Raw genomic sequence first — 17,096 nt, 5'->3', positions numbered from 1 at the left:
ACGAACGACTGGCCGGTACCGAACGCGCCACCCTGGGCCGCGCCGACCGGGGAGCTGCCTGGAATACCGAACTGAGGAAGTTCATTGAGTGCGTCGGCCGCGTTGACAAAGCCGCGTTGCTCGATGTCCTGCGAAGTCAGGACCGTTGACGGCTGGACCGTGTCAATGTTCGGTCTCGGGATACGCGAACCGGTGACGACGATGGTGCCCTCTTCCGGAGCGCCGGCCGCGGCGGGCGCGGTCGCCCCCTGCTGATCGATGCAATCCTGATGCGCCGCGGGATCGGTAATTGTCGAACACTCAACGGCGGTGTTCGTCTGTTGAGCCTGTTGCTGCTGCGTGTCCGTCTGCGCGCTTGCGGGACTGGCGAATGCCGCCGCAATTGCGATCGCCGAAACGGTACACGGAAGCCGAGATGCAAAGTTGGTGCGCATGAGAATCCCCATCCAGAAAAGCTGACTGGGACATTAACGGCGCGTGGTCTTGAAGCAATGAACGCGATTGGTTTCAGGTGTGTAATTGCCGCGGCTGTTACATTTCCGTCACAGGCATGGCCACAGCGCCTCTTATTGAGCGCTCAATAGCGGTAATGCTCGGGCTTGAACGGCCCGTCGGTGGACACCCCGATATAGGCTGCTTGCTGGTCGCTGAGCTTGGTCAATTTGACGCCCAATTTGCCGAGATGGAGCTGGGCGACTTTCTCGTCGAGGTGCTTGGGCAACACATAGACCTGGTTCTTATATTTGTCGCCGCCGGTCCACAGCTCGATCTGCGCCAGCACCTGGTTGGAGAAGCTCGACGACATCACGAAGCTGGGATGGCCGGTGGCGTTACCAAGGTTGACCAGGCGGCCCTTGCTGAGAACGATGATTTTTTTGCCGTCGGGGAATTCGATCTGGTCGACTTGCGGCTTGATCTCGGTCCATTTGAAATTGGCCAGCGCACCGATCTGAATCTCGCTGTCGAAGTGACCGATGTTGCAGACGATCGCCATGTTCTTCATCGCCCGCATGTGGTCGAGCGTGATGACGTCCATGTTGCCGGTCGCGGTGACGAAGATGTCAGCCCGCAGCGCCGCTTCTTCCATCGTCACGACTTCGAAACCTTCCATCGCCGCCTGCAGCGCGCAGATCGGGTCGACTTCGGTCACCAGCACGCGGGCGCCGCCATTGCGTAAGCTGGCCGCCGAGCCTTTGCCGACATCGCCGAAACCGGCAACGCAGGCGACCTTGCCGGCCAGCATCACGTCGGTGGCGCGGCGGATGGCGTCGACCAGGCTTTCCTTGCAACCGTACAAATTGTCGAACTTCGATTTGGTGACGCTGTCGTTGACGTTGATCGCCGGGAACGGAAGCTTGCCCTTTTTGGCGAGATCATAGAGCCGGTGAACGCCGGTCGTGGTCTCTTCCGAAACACCCTTGATCGCCTCGACGGTCTTGGTCAGATAGCCCGGCCGCTCCTTGAGGAAGCGCTTGAGGGTGGCGGCGAAAATCTCTTCTTCTTCGTTCGACGGCGCGAACAGCGTTTCGCCGGCTTCGACCCGCGCGCCCCACAGCGCGAACATGGTCGCGTCGCCGCCGTCGTCGAGGATCAAGTTGCAGGTCTGCTCCTGACCCCAATCGAAAATCCTGGCCGCATATTCCCAATATTCCTCGAGCGTTTCGCCCTTGATCGCAAACACCGGCACGCCGGTTGCGGCGATCGCGGCGGCGGCGTGATCCTGGGTCGAAAAGATGTTGCACGACGCCCAGCGAACTTCGGCGCCAAGCGCGGTCAGCGTCTCGATCAGCACCGCGGTCTGGATGGTCATGTGCAGCGAGCCGGTAATCCGCGCGCCCGTCAATGGCTTGGCGGCGCCAAACTCAGCGCGCAGCGCCATCAGCCCCGGCATTTCGGTTTCGGCGATGTCGATTTCCTTGCGGCCAAAATCGGCCAGGCCGATGTCTTGGATGACATAGTCGCGGGAAAGGGTTTCGGCGTCGGCCACAGGTCTGTTCTCCGATGAAAGAAAGTCCCGCCGCCCCTAGCTGGGACTGGCCGCCAAAGCAAATATAAAGAATTCTTTATATGATGAACCGAGCCGGTCAGGCCGCCCCGGTTTCGCTCGACAGCAAACGGGGATCGACGCCTTGCGACTTGTAGGCGGCGGCCCAACGCTCGTCGGTCGGGGTGTCGAACAGGATTGCCGGATCGCCCTCGACCGCGAACCAGCCATGGCGGGTCATTTCTTCCTCGAGCTGGTGCTCACCCCAGCCGGCATAGCCCAGCGAGGCGACCCATTGCGACGGGCCGCGGCCTTCGGCGATCGCGTTCAGCACATCGATGGTCCCGGTCATCGCGCATAGCTCGCCGTGCAAACCCATGACATGCAGCGTGTCCTGACCGCCCCAGTCGGTCGAGTGGAGGATAAAGCCGCGGCCCGGCTCGACCGGCCCGCCGTGGTGAACGGGGGCGTCGGGCGCTTGGCCGGGATCGATGCCGAGCTGGTCCAGCAGTTCGCGAAACTTGAGGCCCGAACGCTTGTGGCCAATGCCGACCCCGACCGCGCCATTGTCGTCGTGGACGCACAACGCGATCACCGCCCGCTCGAAGCGCGGATCGGCCATCCCCGGCATCGCCAGGAGCAGTTTGCCCGACAAGAACCTCGGCGCGTCGATCACGCCAGAAACATGGCCCCGCCGTCAATTGCGGGCAAGCCTTGAGGACGGCGGTCACCGAGCCTATCTGGCATTCCAACCCGTCCCCCACGATCTCAGGAGAAATTTGATGACCATATCAGTCGGCGACCGCATTCCCGACGTTCCGCTAGCGATCGCCACTCCGGATGGTCCGCAGCCGACCACCAGCACGGCTTTTTTCGCCGGCAAGCGGGTCGCCTTATTCGCCGTCCCCGGCGCCTTCACCCCAACCTGCTCGGCCCGCCATTTGCCATCCTACGTCGACAAGGCTGGCGAACTGAAAGCCAAGGGCATCGACGCGATCGCCGCCATTTCGGTCAACGATGCCTTCGTCATGGGCGCCTGGAACAAGGCCGACGGTTCCGACGACATCACCATGCTCGCCGACGGCAATGGCGATTTCGCCGAGGCGATCGGACTGACCATGGACGGCAGCAAATTCGGCATGGGCAAGCGCAGCCAGCGTTACTCGATGGTGGTCAATGACGGCGTCGTCGAGAAGCTCAATGTCGAGGCGCCGGGTGAGTATAATGCGTCGAGCGCGGAGACTTTGCTCGAGCAAGTTTGAGTTCCGTCCCGCCCCGGTCGCTTAACCGGTCGACGAGCATCGAGACCAAAAGGGGCGCTGCACGGCGCCCCTTTTTTGCGATTGCGGGCGCCGGTTGAATTTTGACGCGGCGACCGCCGCCTGCCATGCTATGGCCGGCGCCAGGCACGGAGGCACGCATGACAGGCATTCTCGACAAGCTCTACGTCGAACACAACGTCCACGGCGCCAGGGTCATGGCGCGCTCGCTGCAACTCACCGGTGACAACAGCGAAGACGACGACATCGACGACGCCATCGAGATGCTCAAGGATGATCTCGACGCCTGCGCCAAAGAGATGAAACGCCTGGTCGCGGTCAATCGCGCGTCATTGTTCGAGGGCTGGCCGACCGACGCCTGAGGGTTGGCGTTGGATCCAACGGCGATTTCTGCTTTGGGTGGAAAGCGGACGTTCGCCGATTGTTCTATTCATGGGTCAGTGCGTGGGCCACAGTATCGGGGTTATCAATGGGTTCAGCATTCTTATCTAAGACGCGTCCACCCCTCACGATAATCACAAACGGCTCACGGTGCATCGGCTCTGGATCGCTTGTATCTCCTCGGAACATGCGCATGCTGTTTCCGGAGTCTGCCGGGTCATCCCAACGGTATCCATCCAACGTTTTCGTCGGTGATCCAACCCAGTGTGCTGGGACGTTAGGCGGACGTTCGCCCGAGAGCCATCGTTCGAATGTTGCCTGCTCGACCATGGTGCACGATTTTAGTGCAGTAGCGAATGTCCGCAATGGGTCGAGGGCTGGCATTTAATGATCACTCTGGGTTTGTCGCGGCGGCTGGGCTAGGCCCGCGCCCATGCATTCACTTCACGTCGGTTTACTCTCGGCTTCGGCCGCCTTCTTCATGTCCGCACCGGCATCGGCAGAACCGATCAAGCCGATGCGTTTTTTCGAAGGGCGGACGGAGAGCGTCGCCACCATCAAGCTGATGTTTAAAAAGCCGTACCGGAGCCATACCGTCGGCCGCGGCGCCATTGCGCCGGATGGCAGCCTGTTGCTGATCCAGCAGGTCGAGGACGAAGGCATGCCGCCCCGCGAGCGGCGCTGGCGGATTCGCCAGATCGGCGCCGGCCACTATGCCGGCACGATGTCCGACGCGATCGGGCCGGTCACCATTGACGAGGTCAATGGCGGTTACCGCTTCCGCTTCAAGATGAAGGGCAATTTTGCCGTCGAACAATGGCTGGCTCCCCTCCCCGACGGGATGTCGGCACACAACAGCCTGAAAGTTCGCAAATATGGCATGACGGTTGGCAGCTCCGACGGGATGATCCGCAAAGTCGCCGGGCTGTGATTCCCCGGGTCGTCATCAACCGCCGCTAGTCGACGGCCGCATTGAACAAGGGAAGCGCCGGGTCACTTCGGTGCTTCTTCGTTATGCGCCCGCCCATGGTTCGCCTTCGGGGGCGCCGCGGTCGAGCTTATCGGGGAGCGGGTCGCCGTTAGGGGTAAAGTCGAGGCTGACCGAATTGATGCAATAGCGCTCGCCAGTCGGTGGCGGGCCGTCGGGAAAGACGTGGCCCTGGTGCGATCCGCAACGGGCGCAGACGATCTCGTCGCGGACCATGCCGTAGCTGGTGTCGCGAATATTACGCAAATGGCCTTCCGCGAATGGCGAGGTGAAGCTTGGCCAGCCGGTGCCGCTTTCGAACTTCTGGCCGCCATGGAACAGCGGCAGCCCGCACAGCCGGCAGGTATACAGGCCGGGGCGCTTTTCATCGAGGAAGATGCCGCAGAACGGCGCTTCGGTGCCATGGTCGAGCAGCACATGCCGCTCTTCGTCGCTGAGACTGGCCGCAAGATCGCGCAGCTGATCTTCGCTCGGCGAAGTGAGGTCGAACTGAATGGTTGTCGTGTCGTCAGTCATGGCTTCTCCAGAACATCATGCTCGGCGGTCGTGGGCGGCGCCACCTTAACGCCACCCACCTGCCCCGCTCAGTTGCGCAGCGACCTGAAACCGTTGCGCAAGTCGTCGACAATAGCCTGCGGTTGTTCCCAAGCGGCGAAGTGCGCTCCATCCGGATGCTTTTGATAGTAGAGCAGGTTGGGATAGGCTTTCTCCGCCCATTTCTTCGGGATCGGGCAGATCTCCTCGGGGAAGGCACTGACGACCACCGGAACCTTGACGCCCTTAGGAGAGAAAAAGGCGTTCTTATTCTCCCAATAGAGCCGCGCCGACGACACGCCGGTATTGGTCAGCCAATATAGCGCGATGTTGTCGACAATGTCGTCGCGCGTCAGTCCCATCTGCTCACCGTCGAATATCCGCGCGATCTGGCGATAGGTCCAGATGTCGTGGTCGATGATCCAGGCGGCAAGCGCGACCGGAGAATCCGCTAGCCCGTAGAGCGTCTGCGACCGAGCCGCCATTTCCTGCGCATAGCCGAGGCCATGCTTGTAGAAGAAGGAGACGTGGTCGAACGCATAGCGCTCCTCCTCATCAAGACCATCCGGCGCAGCGGCGCCGGCGAAGGCCGCGGCGTCGATTTCCGGCGGGATCGCACCCGCCATGTTGGTGTGGATGCCGAGCAGCTCCGGCGGCGCCTGGACACCGATGAAGTCGGTGATTAGCGCGCCCCAATCGCCACCCGAAGCGACGAACCGGTCGTAGCCAAGCCGCTTCATCAGCGCGATCGAGCCCTTTGCGATCCGTTTGGGTCCCCAGCCCGGGGTGCTCGGCTTGCCCGAGAAACCGTAGCCCGGCATCGAGGGAATGACGACGTCGAACGCATCTTCCGCGCGTCCGCCGTGCGCGGTCGGATCGGTCAGCGGATCGATAATCTTCAATTGCTCGATTACCGATCCCGGCCAGCCGTGCGTGACAATCAGCGGCATCGCGTTCGGGTGCTTCGACTTCACATGGATGAAGTGCATGTCGAGCCCGTCGACCTCGGTGACGAAATTCGGGTAGCTGTTGATCCGCGCCTCGACCTTCCGCCAATCGTGGGTTAGCCAGAATTCGGCCAGTTTCTGGATCGTCGCGAGCTGCACGCCCTGCGTATCGTCGGCAACCGTTTCGCGCTCGGGCCATCGGGTCGCCTGGATTCGGCTCTTGAGGTCGGCGAGTTGCTCATCGGTGGCCCGAAATTCGAATGGCCGGATGGGCGTTTCGGCGCCTCCGCCCAGGATGATCGTCTCCTTCTTCGCGCTATCGGGCGAAGGTGCGAGCTGGATCGGTGACGGCGATAGTGTGTCTGCACCGCCGCCCGGCGATGTCGTCTCGGTCATGGTCAATCTCCTGGTCGTGGGGGTTCGCAGATACGCATTACCCGGACGCGGTGCTCGGTCGCAGATCAGGATGTGCCACGCGTCGAGCGGCGGCCGCCGCCGCACTGCTCCCGCGCGCGCGAGTCGGTCAAGAGCAGATTGAGCCTGTTGAGGCCGGTTGACCTGTCGCTTCGGCGTAGCTTTTTTGTTTTTCGTTCCTTAGCTTCCGCGGCGATGCAAACGTCCCTCATCATCGTCGATGATTTCCTCGACAATCCCGACGCGCTTAGGGAACAAGCGCTGGCGCTCGATTATCCCGACCAGCAAGGGCAATTCCCCGGCCGCAACTCGCTTCAACGGATTGATATCGCCGGCCTTACCGAGGCTGTTTCCGGGATCGTCGGCGAACCTCTCGAACCAGCGCCACGACCACAATCGCACGCCAAATGCCGGGTTACGCTGGCCACCGACGAGGGACTCGGGCGAGTGCACATCGACGTCAGTTACTGGTCGGGGATCCTGTATCTGAGCAAGCCCGATGACTGCCAGGGAGGAACCGATTTCTTTCGTCATCGGGCGACGGGTACGGACCGCTTCCCGGTCACTCGCGAACAACTGGCGGCCACCGGCTATGCCACCTTCGAAGAGGCGCAACAGGGCATCGTCGAGCGCGAAGGCACGAAGGCCGAGGCGTGGGACCATCTCACAACCGTGCCGATGCGTTTCAACCGTTTGCTACTGCTCAGGCCGTGGTTGTGGCACACCGCCGGCCCCGGCTTCGGCGATCGCCCGGAAAACGGACGCCTCGTCTTTCTGATGTTTTTCCTGAGGCCGCCAGGTAACGCCTAGGCATGGCCGACGCTGACCTTGCCGAGTTGATCGACGATCCGCGCTGGCTTGCCCATCGCTACAGCGCCCGGCAGGACGCGTTGCATTTCACCTGGCTGACCCGTGAAGATCACCGCCGCGCGGCATTCCTCAGCGACCTTCCAGCCGATCCTGAGCGCCCGCAACGCATGCTCCCGCGAGCCGCCCTTATCGGGGTCACGCCGCCACAGGCACCGCTTCACCTGATCCTGCATTCGGGGCTTTCCGGATCGACGCTGCTGGCCCGCTTGCTCGACCAACCTGGCGCGGTGATGACGTTGAAGGAGCCCCCACTCCTGTCGGACGTCGCGGCGGCCTGCCTGCCCCACGGCGGCCCGCTCCTCGACCAGGCGGCGACACTGCTAGCGCGGCCTTTCGCGCCTGGCGAAGCGGTCGTCGTGAAGTGCGGCAGCGTCGCCAACGCGCTTGGACTGCACATCGCCGACCGTCGCCCCGACACGCGCCTGCTGGCACTCCACACGCCGCTCGACCTCTACCTCGCCTCGCTTGCCGGCAAGGGTTTGTGGGGCCGCTTGTGGGGCCGGCGCCTGTATCTCGGCCTCGCCAATGCGGACCTGGTAAACCTCGGGATCGAAGGCCGGGAATTGCTCGAGCAAACCGACTTGCAGCTCGCCGCTTGCGCTTGGCTGACCATCCACCGGCTGCTCGGCGAGGCGCTGGCCAAGTTCGGACCGGCCCGGGCGCGCTCGTTGGACAGCCGGCTGCTTCGCACCGCCATTACCCCGACCGTCGCGGCGCTTGCACAGTTCCTGACGATCGAGTTCGATGTCGATGCCGCGACCGGCCCCGACTTGCTGCATCGCGATGCCAAGACGGGCGAAACGTTCGATCCCCACAAGCGCCAAGCCGAGCTCAACGCTTCTCGCCAGCTACACACAGAGGAAATCGATCTGGTCGTGGGATGGGCCGAAAAGGTCGCCGACGCCGTCGGCATCGGCTGGACCCTGCCGCACCCGCTCAATCCCTAGCCCGCACTCACCAGCCGCATTGCTTGCCGCGATTCGACCAGCGCAGTCTCATGGCAATTTCAGGCGGCGAGGAAGCGGGCGATTGCCTCGCCGAGCTCGGGCTTGGTGACCGAGCTCATGTGGGTGCCGGGAACCTCGACAAAATTCCCATCGGGCAGCGCCTCGGCAAGATCGGTGGCGGCACCATTGTCCTCGTCCTCGCGCCCGCAGACGACCAGGGTCGGCATGGTGAACGCGTCGAGCCAAATGGGCTCGATGCCGCCGAAACTGGCGAGCACGAGGAGCGCCGCGTCCCGGTCGACTTTCATTGTCTTCATGAACTGGATGGCGAGCCAGTGCGGGTCGCCGCGCGAGGCGGTGTCGAAATTGGCGATCGCGTCGCGAAAGAATCGCTGGCGATGGTCCCAATTCACCAGACCGCGCAGGCCCATCCCGGCAAGCACCGCCCGGCGCGGTTTAAGCCCCTCCCCGACGGCCTGGACGACCGTGCGGGCGCCCAGCGAAAAGCCGCCGAGATCGAAATCGGTCATCGCCAGATGCGCGACGAACTCATGCAAATCGCGGACCAGGATGCCTGGCGGATATGCCTCGGCCTCATGCGGTGCACTGCTTTGCCCGTGGGCGCGCAGGTCGGGCATGATCACTCGAAAGCCAGCGGCGGCGATGCGGTCGGCATGGCCGAAATTGAGCCAGTTCATCTTGGCGTCGGAGAACAAGCCGTGGAGCAGGATCACTGGCCGCCCCGCGCCGACTTCGCGCCACGCCAGCTTGACCCCGTCGGACGCGGTCCAGTGATGAACGGCGGCCTCGCTCATACCGGGACGCTGCCGGTCGCTTCGACCCATTTGTCGACCAACACCTGATAATCCGTGGTCTTGTGCTCGGGCAGGCCTGCGGTGTTAAGCCACGGCCGCTGGATCTCTTCAGCGCCAAAGTGCCACTTGGGCACGAACCGCGACGGATCGTCGAACGCGGCGACGGTCAGGTCCATTTTGTCGCTACCTTCGTTGAACGCGAAGCCCAGCGATGTGCCGCACTGCGCACAAAACGGCCGACGCGCGATCGGGGAGCTCGCATACCAATTGGGCTCGGATTCCCATGCCACGTCGGTCAGCGTGACCTGCTTGAAGGCGATCGACACGCTGCCGGTGGCCCGCTGGCACATCCGGCAATGGCACAGATAGGCTTCGTCGTTCGCGATATTCGCCGTGAACCGGACCCGCCCGCACGCGCAGCCGCCTTGCATCTGTTCCTCCGACATTGCGTTTCTCCCGTGACCTGACCCAATTTGCGCGGCTAAGGGGCAGCATGTCCAGTGCGCCGTCGGCCCAAGATATCGCCCGCGACGCACGCTGGCTGGCCCAGGCGCTCGACCCCGGCACCGGCATCGTTCGCCTGGTCGCAATGACGCCCGAGGCCTATCGCGCCGCGAGCTTTCTCGACGACCGCCTGCTGCGGGGACCGGTCAATGCGCAGGCTTTGCCGTTCGCCGAAGTCGCCGACGCGATGCCCGAAGGAGTGCGCCGCGATGCCCGCTGGATCTTCCACATCGGCCACGTCGGCTCGACGCTGATCGCGCGGTTGCTGGGGGAATTCGCCGGCGTGCTGTCGATCCGCGAACCGCGGATCTTGCGCGATCTCGCCGGGATGCCGGGCGAGCATCGTCGCCCGATTATCCCCGCCATCCAGACGCTGCTGTCGAGGACGTTCGCGCCTGACGAAACGGCGCTGGTCAAGGCGACCAGTTTCGTCAGCGAGATTGCCGCCGAGCTGGTCCCGCCCGGTGAGCGAGCGCTGTTCCTGACCGCCGATCCGCGGTCCTACCTCGCGACCATTCTCGCCGGGGAGAGCAACCTCAAGGAATTGCACGCCTGGGCCGACAAGCGTGCCCAGCGCATGGCGGATCGCGTCCATGGTTTGTCGGGAAGCCGTCCGGCCGAGCTCGCGGCCGCCGCCTGGGCGTGCGAAATGACCGCGCTCGAAGTGGCGGCCGACGTCATGACCAATCGGCCCGTGCTGTGGGCCAATTTTGACCGCCTGCTCGACGATATGGCAACGGAGCTTGGCCGAATCGCCGAATTCTTCGCTTTCGCGGCAGCGCCGGAGCGGGTGCGTGCAATCGTCGGGGGGCCATTGATGTCGCGTTATTCCAAAGCGCTGGAATATGCTTACAGCCCGTCGCTGCGGGGCCAGCTGATCGACCAGGAATTGACCGCCCACGGCGGTGCAATCGATGATGCCCTTGCCATGCTCGAGCGGTCAGCGCAGGAATCGCCGCTCCTCGCCCGGGCGCTGGCGCGGAGCTAAATCGGAGCGTTGCATGTATCGTGTCCTGCCCATCCTGACCGACGACGAAATCGCGCAATGCCGAAGAATTGCCGAAACGGCGCCGTTCGTCGACGGCCGCATCACCAATCCGCACAATGTCGCCAAGCAGAACGAGCAGCTGCACGACCCGTCCGCCTATGAAACCAGCGCCCAGTTACTTCAGCAGGCGCTGGTGCGGAGCGAGGAGTTCAGGAATTTCGCCTTCCCAACCTTGATCGCGCCGCCGATGATGACCCGTTACAAGCCCGCGATGCGTTACGGCGCGCACGCCGACTCCGCTTTTCTGCAACTGCCGGCGGCGACCATACGAAGCGATCTTAGCTGCACAATCTTCATCAACGAACCCGAGGCGTACGAAGGCGGCGCGCTGCACATCAGGCTCGGCGACGCCAGCATCCGCTTCAAGCTGCCAACAGGTCAGGCGATCGTCTATCCGTCGGACACGCTGCATGAGGTGGAAGCCGTGACCAAGGGCGAGCGGCTGGTGGCGATCACCTTCATCCAAAGCCGGGTCCAGGACCCGTTCCGCCGCAATCTGCTGTTCGATCTGAACGAGGTCGCCGCGCTCGAGGGACTGAAGATGGCGCCGGAGAATTTCACCCGACTCCAGCTGGTTCAGAACCAGCTGCTCCGCCACTGGGGCGACAAGCCCTAGCCGTCATGGTCCGATTCAAGCCGCCTTTTTGAGGTGCTTGCGGCCGAGGAGTTCGGCGATCTGGACGGCGTTCAATGCCGCGCCCTTGCGCAGATTGTCGCTGACGATCCACAGCGACAGGCCGCTGTCGACGGTCGGGTCCTCGCGCACCCGGGAGACGAAGGTCGCGTAATCGCCGACGCATTCGACCGGGGTCACATAGCCACCGTCTTCATGCTTATCGATCAGCATCACGCCCGGCGCTTCGCGCAGAATCGCTTTCGCCTGGGCGGCGGATATCTCGTCCTCGAACTCGATATTGACCGCTTCCGAATGGCCGACGAACACCGGAACGCGGACGCAGGTCGCGGACAGTTTGATCGACGGATCGAGGATCTTCTTGGTTTCGACGACCAGCTTCCATTCCTCGGTGGTTGAGCCGTCGTCCTGGAAATCGCCGCATTGCGGGATGACGTTGAACGCGATCTGCTTGGGGAATTTGGCCGGCTCGTTGCTGTCGCCGACGAAGATGTTGCGCGATTGCTCGAACAATTCGTCCATCCCGGCTTTGCCCGCGCCCGACACCGACTGATAGGTCGCGACGACCACGCGTTTGATCCTGGCTGCGTCGTGCAGCGGCTTTAGCGCCACCACCAGCTGCGCGGTCGAGCAATTGGGATTGGCGATGATGTTGCGCTTGGCATAACCGGCGATCGCCTGCGGGTTCACTTCCGGCACGATCAGCGGCACGTCGGGGTCCATCCGGAAAAGCGAGCTATTGTCGATCACCGTGCAGCCAGCCGCCGCGGCGCGCGGCACGTGCAGCTTGCTGATGTCCGACCCGGCGGCGAACAGGGCCATGTCCCAGCCGGCGAAATCGAAATGGTCGAGGTTCTTGACCTTCAGCGTCTCGCCCGATTCGCCGAAGTCGACTTCGTCGCCGGTCGAACGAGCGGAAGCGACGGCGGCAATCTCAGCCAGCGGGAATTGCCGCTCAGCGAGAATGTTGAGGATCTCGCGCCCAACATTGCCCGTCGCCCCGACGACCGCGACCCGATAACCACTCATGCAAGATACTCCAGGAGAACGTGGGCCACGTATCGCAAGCGCGCGAGGAAAGCGATATGGCCCTCGCCCACGCACACGCAAGACCGGGGGGATCATGCGCAAACTGGCTCTGCTGCCGCTGTTATATATCGCATTGCTGGCGGCGATGGCGGCGACGTCGCTGCTCGTCCCGGTGCCCGAGGTCAGGGCGGGCTCGGCGCCCGGCGAGTTCAACGTCATCCGTGCCCGCGATCGGCTGGCGCGAATCCTCGGCGACCAGCGGCCGCACCCCGCCGATTCCGAGGCTAACGACGGCGTCCGCGAGCGGCTGATTGCGGAACTGCGTGGCGCCGGACTCAACCCCCAGGTTCGCGACCAGCTGGCCTGCAACGAAATCCACAAAGCGCGCGGCGTTGTGTGCGCCCGGGTCCGCAACGTCGTCGTCACGATCGGCCCAGCCAGCGGGCATCACCTGCTGCTCAACGCCCATTATGACAGCACTGCCGTTGGCCCGGGCGCGGGCGACGATGGTGCCGGCGTCGCGACCCTGATCGAGGTCGCCGCGATCCTTAGGGACGAGCAACTCAAGCGGCCGGTCACCTTTCTGTTCAACGAAGGCGAGGAGCTTGGCCTGGTCGGCGCCCGCGCCTTCCTGGCCGATCCATTGAGCCGCCAGGTCGACAGTTTGATCAATTTGGAAGCGCGCGGCGTCACCGGCCCGGTTAATATGTTCGAAACCAATGTCCCCAATGCCGCCGCGGTCGCCGCCTTCGCCCGCGCGGTCGATCGCCCGGTCGCCAATTCGCTGGCCACCGATGTCTATCGAACGATGCCCAATTACACCGACGTCAACAGCTTCGAAGAACGCGGCTGGACGACGCTCAATTTCGCCATGATCGGCAATGAAACGCGTTATCACAGCCCGGGCGACGATGTCGCCGCGCTCGATCCGCACAGCCTCCAGCATATGGGCGACCAGACGCTGGCCGTCGCCCGCGAATTAAGCCGTGGCGTCCCGCGGGCGTCCGGCGACCGGATTTTCATGGACCTGCTCGGCCGCTGGCTGGTGCAATTGCCGCAAGGCATCGGCATGGCGCTGCTGGGAGTCCTGCTGGCCGGCTTCGCCTGGCTCGCGTGGCGCCGCAAGGCGCTGGGGCGCGGGCTTGCAGTGATCGCCGGCGGCTTGCTGCTCGGAACCGCGCTGGCGTGGCTTGGAACCGCCGTGATCGGACTTGCGCGACCCGGCATGTTCTGGCGCGCCGAGCCACTGTGGACCCACCTTGCAGTCTACGCCTCGGCATATGCGGCGGCGGTCGGCGCGTTGACCGTGGTCGGCCGGAAACTCGACGTCCGCCAGCTGCGCGCGGCATTCTGGCTCGCCTTTGTCGGGCTGGGCGTCGTCGTCGCGTTCGCGGCGACGCGCGGCATCATTTTCTTCCTGTTTCCGCCGCTCGTCGCCGGTCTCGGCATGCTTGCCAGCCGCTGGCATCCGCGGGCCGAGCAAGCCGCGGCGTGGCTGGCCGCCTTGCTGCTGTACGTGACGCTGGGGTCGATGGTTGGCCAGCTTGAGGAATTGCTCAATGCGGGGCCGATGTGGCTGTTCGCGCCGCTCGGGCTGCTGGTGATGATGCCGGCGCTGATCGAAGCCAAACCGCTGATCGAAGCAACGCCCCCGCGACGGTCGATTGGCATGGCAGCACTGGTCGCGCTTATTGCCTGGGCAGCGGCCGCGACGGCACCGGCATATTCGGCCAACCGGCAGCAGCAGTTCACCATCGAGCAAGTGACCAATGGCGGACAGTCATATTGGTCGGTGCTCAATGACTCCGTGCCGTTGTCGAATGGCTTCCAGGCGGTCGGCAAATGGCGGTTCGACAAGCTGCCGTACAGCGACCGCAAGCGCTGGCTGGCGAAGGCCCCGCCGATTGAGGGCCTCAAGGCGCCTGAGGTCGATGTCGTTGGCCGTTCCGCCGCGCCCGGTGGACGGCGCGTCACCGTCCGCCTCCAGGCCAATGGGGCCGAGACGGTGGCGCTGGTCGCGCCGGAGGATGCGCACATTCTTGCGGCCGGATCAGGCGCGTTCGTTCGGCAAATCAGCAAGGAAGCCACGGACGGGCGCTACACCGTCCGCTGTTTTGGCCGCAGCTGCGACGGGCTGACCATGGATATCGTCATCGGCAAGGCGGGCCCGATCGACGTCATTGTGCTGGGTTCGCGCGCTGGATTGCCGCCGGCCGCCAAGCCCTTGCTCGCCGCCAGGCCCAAGTTCGCTCGCCCGCAATATTCGCCGGACGCGACCATCACCATGAGCCGTTTGCGGCTCTAAGTCGGCTTCAGCTCAAGCCGGCAGCGCGTCGAACGCCACGGTCAGCCGTGGCTGGTCGCTCTCGAACGGGACCGTGCCATGCCAGAAATAGGATGGAAAAAGCAGCAGCCGACCGACCTTGGGCTGCTCGACCCGGCGCGGCGCGAGGTCCAGACCCAAGGCGGAATCCGGTATCCCGAATGCCAGCGCCCCGGGGGCCGGGGTGCCATCCGGCGCATTCGCCATGCCATCGGGAAGCGCAACGTAAAGCGCCGAGCTGAGCCAGCCGCCCGGATGAAGGTGATTGATATGAAAGCCGCCGGAGCGAAGCCGAACCGACCAGGACCCGGCAAAACGGACGCGCTTGCTGTTTCGGTTGAGGAATGGATGCGCCGAGTCGACCGGGAGCTTGGCCAGCTTGTCGTGGATCTGACGCTGCAGCTGCCGCATCAATCCCTGCACCGTCGGTATCGGACGATCGAACAGCAGGCCGCGGGTCTGCGTCCCCTCGCGCAGCGATTGCTCGACCGGGTGGTGGATCGTCGTATGCAAGGCCGTGAGATCATCGGCCAGCGAGCTCATAAACGCCGCTGTCGTTGCGAACCCTTCCGGCGGCTCAATCATAATCGGCATCACCAAGCGATCGTAGTCCGCAAGCCAGGCTTCGCGCGGATCGTCCAGCAGCCGCCAGATGACGGTGAGACAGGCCCAGGCGGATTGCTCCAAGGGATTGGCCCGCGTCGCTGCCAACGCACAGGTTTCCGCGCGGGATAAATCGCCAATCTTGAGCCGGTAAAAGGCGCAAGGGGCCAGAACCGCCGCGTATCCACCCTGCGCCAGAGGCTCGAGGATCGCCAGCGCGCCCTCGGCATCGCCGCTCTCTCCCAAAGCGAGGGCGTGATAGGTCTTCAAATCCGGTTGCTGGCCGAACCGCTCCTGTGCCTGGGTGGTCCAGTCGAGCACCGCGGCGTGATCCTTCAGGTCGCGCGCCGCCAAGATTGCGGACCGGTACAATACGATCGTCGGCTCGCGAACGAGCGCCGCGCGGTAGCTATCGAGCGCTTCTGATGTCTTGCCAAGCTGGGGCATTAGCCGGGACAGCGTTTCGTGGCCGTCGAGCAGGTCGGGCCGTTCGGCCAGCACCGAGCGATAGACTTCGACCGCTTCCGGGCGGCCGAGCTCGGCCAGGACGTGGGCTCGAACGAGCCTGGTCTCGGGCACCGTTGCCCCGTCGGCAGCCTTCAGCGCATCTTCCGGCCGACCGAGCGTGCGGAGGGTGACGACAAGGGCGTGGTTCGCTGATTTCAGCGCCGGATCGAGCTTCAGCGCGCGCCGCAAGCTGGTTTCGGCCTGCTCAAGCTCGCCGCGTTGTTGCTGGAGATAGCCGAGGCCGCCCCATGCCATCGCCCAATCGGACTTCAGCGCGGTCGCCTTGCCCATCGCTTCCACGGCACGGTCAGACTGGCCGGCCTCGTCTGCCGCCAAGCCGAGATTATACCAGGCTTGGGCAGAATTTGAATCGAGCGCGACCGCCCGTTCCAGCATCTCGGCGCCGGTCGTGTGACTGCCTTGTTCATGCAAGATTCGGCCGAGCGTGGCCCACAGGTCAGCGCGCTCGGGTGTCGCGGTGACGGCCGCCTGGGCGGCGCCAATGGCGTCCTGGAACTGCCCCAGCTGCTCGCAAGCCGCGCAATAGATCATCAGCGGGTCAGCGTGGCGAGAACCGGCGTTGATAATCGGCGTCACCGCCGCCGCCGCTTCGCGGGCGCGGCCGGCCTTGAGCAGATTGGCAGCACGGGCGACCGTCGCAAGTTCGGCGGCGGTCAAGGGCGTGGCGAGCATGATCCTATGCTAGCACGAAGCGAAGCGCTTGCCGTCAGCCCTTGGATTTATCCGACTTGGCCGCTTCGCTGCCCTTGGGCGGACGCGGATCGCGGCGCTCGGCAATACGGGCCGACTTGCCGGTGCGGCCGCGCAGATAATAGAGCTTGGCGCGGCGGACGGCACCACGGCGCACGACCTCGATCGCATCGATCGCCGGCGAATAGAGTGGGAAGACGCGCTCGACACCCTCGCCGAAGCTGATCTTGCGGACGGTGAAGCTGGACCCAACGCCGCAATTGGAGCGGGCGATGCACACGCCCTCGAAATTCTGGACGCGGGCGCGGTCGCCTTCGACCACCTTGACGCCAACCCGCAGCGTATCGCCGGGGCGAAATTCGGGAATGGGGCGCATTTCGGTCAGCGCGTCGATGGCTTCGCGCTCGAGCGTCTCAATCAGGTTCATCTCTAAATGCCTTCGTCTTCGTGCCGCGCGCCAGAGGGCGGTGCCTGCGATGCGCCCCCGTGGCGCTCGATCAGGTCCGGCCGCCTTAGCCGTGTGTCTTCGGATGCACGGTCGTGTCGCCACGCCGCGATCCTCGCATGATCCCCCGAC

Annotated in this window: 17 protein-coding genes and 2 pseudogenes; 8 read left to right on the top strand and 11 right to left on the bottom strand. The window is 64.1% G+C overall.

Annotation, left to right across the window (positions count from 1 at the left end; all coding sequences use genetic code 11):
* From RMO25_RS09065 to RMO25_RS09055, 3 genes and pseudogenes are all read right to left on the bottom strand, one after another.
* Positions 1 to 434: pseudogene (locus RMO25_RS09065) on the bottom strand (hypothetical protein); the annotation flags it as partial.
* Between the two features lie 143 nt (positions 435 to 577).
* Positions 578 to 1,987 (bottom strand): adenosylhomocysteinase, encoded by a 1,410-nt coding sequence (ahcY, locus tag RMO25_RS09060; RefSeq protein ID WP_309662281.1) that lies wholly within the window; start codon positions 1,985 to 1,987, stop codon positions 578 to 580.
* Between the two features lie 97 nt (positions 1,988 to 2,084).
* A complete protein-coding gene (locus RMO25_RS09055) occupies positions 2,085 to 2,657 on the bottom strand; it encodes a YqgE/AlgH family protein (RefSeq protein ID WP_309662282.1) in 573 nt (190 codons plus the stop codon).
* A 109-nt stretch (positions 2,658 to 2,766) separates the two neighbouring features.
* Between RMO25_RS09055 and RMO25_RS09050 the strand changes: the two genes are divergently transcribed.
* The 3 genes from RMO25_RS09050 to RMO25_RS09040 all read left to right on the top strand — a co-directional run bounded on the left by RMO25_RS09050 (position 2,767) and on the right by RMO25_RS09040 (position 4,576).
* Entirely contained in the window at positions 2,767 to 3,246 is a 480-nt protein-coding gene (locus tag RMO25_RS09050) for a peroxiredoxin (RefSeq protein ID WP_309662280.1), read from the top strand.
* Positions 3,247 to 3,404: 158 nt separating this feature from the next.
* The gene (locus RMO25_RS09045) at positions 3,405 to 3,626 is read left to right on the top strand and encodes a hypothetical protein (RefSeq protein WP_309662279.1); all 222 of its coding nucleotides are present in this window, start codon (positions 3,405 to 3,407) and stop codon (positions 3,624 to 3,626) included.
* A 452-nt stretch (positions 3,627 to 4,078) separates the two neighbouring features.
* Entirely contained in the window at positions 4,079 to 4,576 is a 498-nt protein-coding gene (locus RMO25_RS09040; protein ID WP_309662278.1) for a DUF3833 family protein, read from the top strand.
* Between the two features lie 81 nt (positions 4,577 to 4,657).
* Here RMO25_RS09040 and msrB read toward each other — a convergent pair whose 3' ends face one another.
* Entirely contained in the window at positions 4,658 to 5,149 is a 492-nt protein-coding gene (msrB, locus tag RMO25_RS09035) for a peptide-methionine (R)-S-oxide reductase MsrB (RefSeq protein ID WP_309662277.1), read from the bottom strand.
* A 68-nt stretch (positions 5,150 to 5,217) separates the two neighbouring features.
* Positions 5,218 to 6,510 (bottom strand): epoxide hydrolase, encoded by a 1,293-nt coding sequence (locus tag RMO25_RS09030; RefSeq protein ID WP_309662276.1) that lies wholly within the window; start codon positions 6,508 to 6,510, stop codon positions 5,218 to 5,220.
* Positions 6,511 to 6,723: 213 nt separating this feature from the next.
* Between RMO25_RS09030 and RMO25_RS09025 the strand changes: the two genes are divergently transcribed.
* Together RMO25_RS09025 and RMO25_RS09020 are read left to right on the top strand one after the other, a co-directional pair.
* Positions 6,724 to 7,338 carry a DUF6445 family protein gene (locus RMO25_RS09025; protein WP_309662275.1) on the top strand — a complete coding sequence of 205 codons (615 nt, stop codon included), beginning with the start codon at positions 6,724 to 6,726 and terminating at the stop codon, positions 7,336 to 7,338.
* Positions 7,339 to 7,340: 2 nt separating this feature from the next.
* The gene (locus RMO25_RS09020) at positions 7,341 to 8,345 is read left to right on the top strand and encodes a hypothetical protein (protein ID WP_309662274.1); all 1,005 of its coding nucleotides are present in this window, start codon (positions 7,341 to 7,343) and stop codon (positions 8,343 to 8,345) included.
* 59 nt (positions 8,346 to 8,404) lie between these two features.
* On the opposite strand, the gene RMO25_RS09015 is transcribed toward RMO25_RS09020, so the two are convergent.
* Both RMO25_RS09015 and RMO25_RS09010 read right to left on the bottom strand, forming a co-directional pair.
* Positions 8,405 to 9,160 (bottom strand): alpha/beta fold hydrolase, encoded by a 756-nt coding sequence (locus tag RMO25_RS09015; protein WP_309662273.1) that lies wholly within the window; start codon positions 9,158 to 9,160, stop codon positions 8,405 to 8,407.
* Entirely contained in the window at positions 9,157 to 9,606 is a 450-nt protein-coding gene (locus RMO25_RS09010; protein ID WP_309662272.1) for a GFA family protein, read from the bottom strand. The genes RMO25_RS09015 and RMO25_RS09010 overlap by 4 nt, the downstream gene beginning before the upstream one ends.
* Positions 9,607 to 9,653: 47 nt before the next feature.
* Between RMO25_RS09010 and RMO25_RS09005 the strand changes: the two genes are divergently transcribed.
* Positions 9,654 to 10,652 (top strand): hypothetical protein, encoded by a 999-nt coding sequence (locus RMO25_RS09005; RefSeq protein ID WP_309662271.1) that lies wholly within the window; start codon positions 9,654 to 9,656, stop codon positions 10,650 to 10,652.
* Positions 10,653 to 10,665: 13 nt separating this feature from the next.
* Positions 10,666 to 11,328 carry a Fe2+-dependent dioxygenase gene (locus tag RMO25_RS09000; RefSeq protein ID WP_309662270.1) on the top strand — a complete coding sequence of 221 codons (663 nt, stop codon included), beginning with the start codon at positions 10,666 to 10,668 and terminating at the stop codon, positions 11,326 to 11,328.
* Between the two features lie 15 nt (positions 11,329 to 11,343).
* Here RMO25_RS09000 and RMO25_RS08995 read toward each other — a convergent pair whose 3' ends face one another.
* Positions 11,344 to 12,375: an aspartate-semialdehyde dehydrogenase gene (locus tag RMO25_RS08995; RefSeq protein ID WP_309662269.1), complete on the bottom strand. Its 1,032-nt coding sequence runs from the start codon at positions 12,373 to 12,375 to the stop codon at positions 11,344 to 11,346.
* A 94-nt stretch (positions 12,376 to 12,469) separates the two neighbouring features.
* Between RMO25_RS08995 and RMO25_RS08990 the strand changes: the two genes are divergently transcribed.
* Positions 12,470 to 14,680: a M20/M25/M40 family metallo-hydrolase gene (locus tag RMO25_RS08990; RefSeq protein WP_309662268.1), complete on the top strand. Its 2,211-nt coding sequence runs from the start codon at positions 12,470 to 12,472 to the stop codon at positions 14,678 to 14,680.
* 12 nt (positions 14,681 to 14,692) lie between these two features.
* Here RMO25_RS08990 and RMO25_RS08985 read toward each other — a convergent pair whose 3' ends face one another.
* From RMO25_RS08985 to RMO25_RS08975, 3 genes and pseudogenes are all read right to left on the bottom strand, one after another.
* Complete coding sequence (locus RMO25_RS08985) at positions 14,693 to 16,501, bottom strand: putative 2OG-Fe(II) oxygenase (protein ID WP_309662267.1); 1,809 nt, start codon at positions 16,499 to 16,501, stop codon at positions 14,693 to 14,695.
* 34 nt (positions 16,502 to 16,535) lie between these two features.
* Positions 16,536 to 16,946 carry a 50S ribosomal protein L19 gene (rplS, locus tag RMO25_RS08980; RefSeq protein WP_309662266.1) on the bottom strand — a complete coding sequence of 137 codons (411 nt, stop codon included), beginning with the start codon at positions 16,944 to 16,946 and terminating at the stop codon, positions 16,536 to 16,538.
* Positions 16,947 to 16,948: 2 nt separating this feature from the next.
* Positions 16,949 to 17,096, bottom strand: a pseudogene (locus RMO25_RS08975) (tRNA (guanosine(37)-N1)-methyltransferase TrmD); the annotation flags it as partial.

Source organism: Sphingomonas sp., from assembly GCF_031361285.1.
Taxonomy (GTDB): domain Bacteria; phylum Pseudomonadota; class Alphaproteobacteria; order Sphingomonadales; family Sphingomonadaceae; genus Sphingomicrobium.
This window is presented reverse-complemented; position numbering and strand designations above follow the sequence as displayed.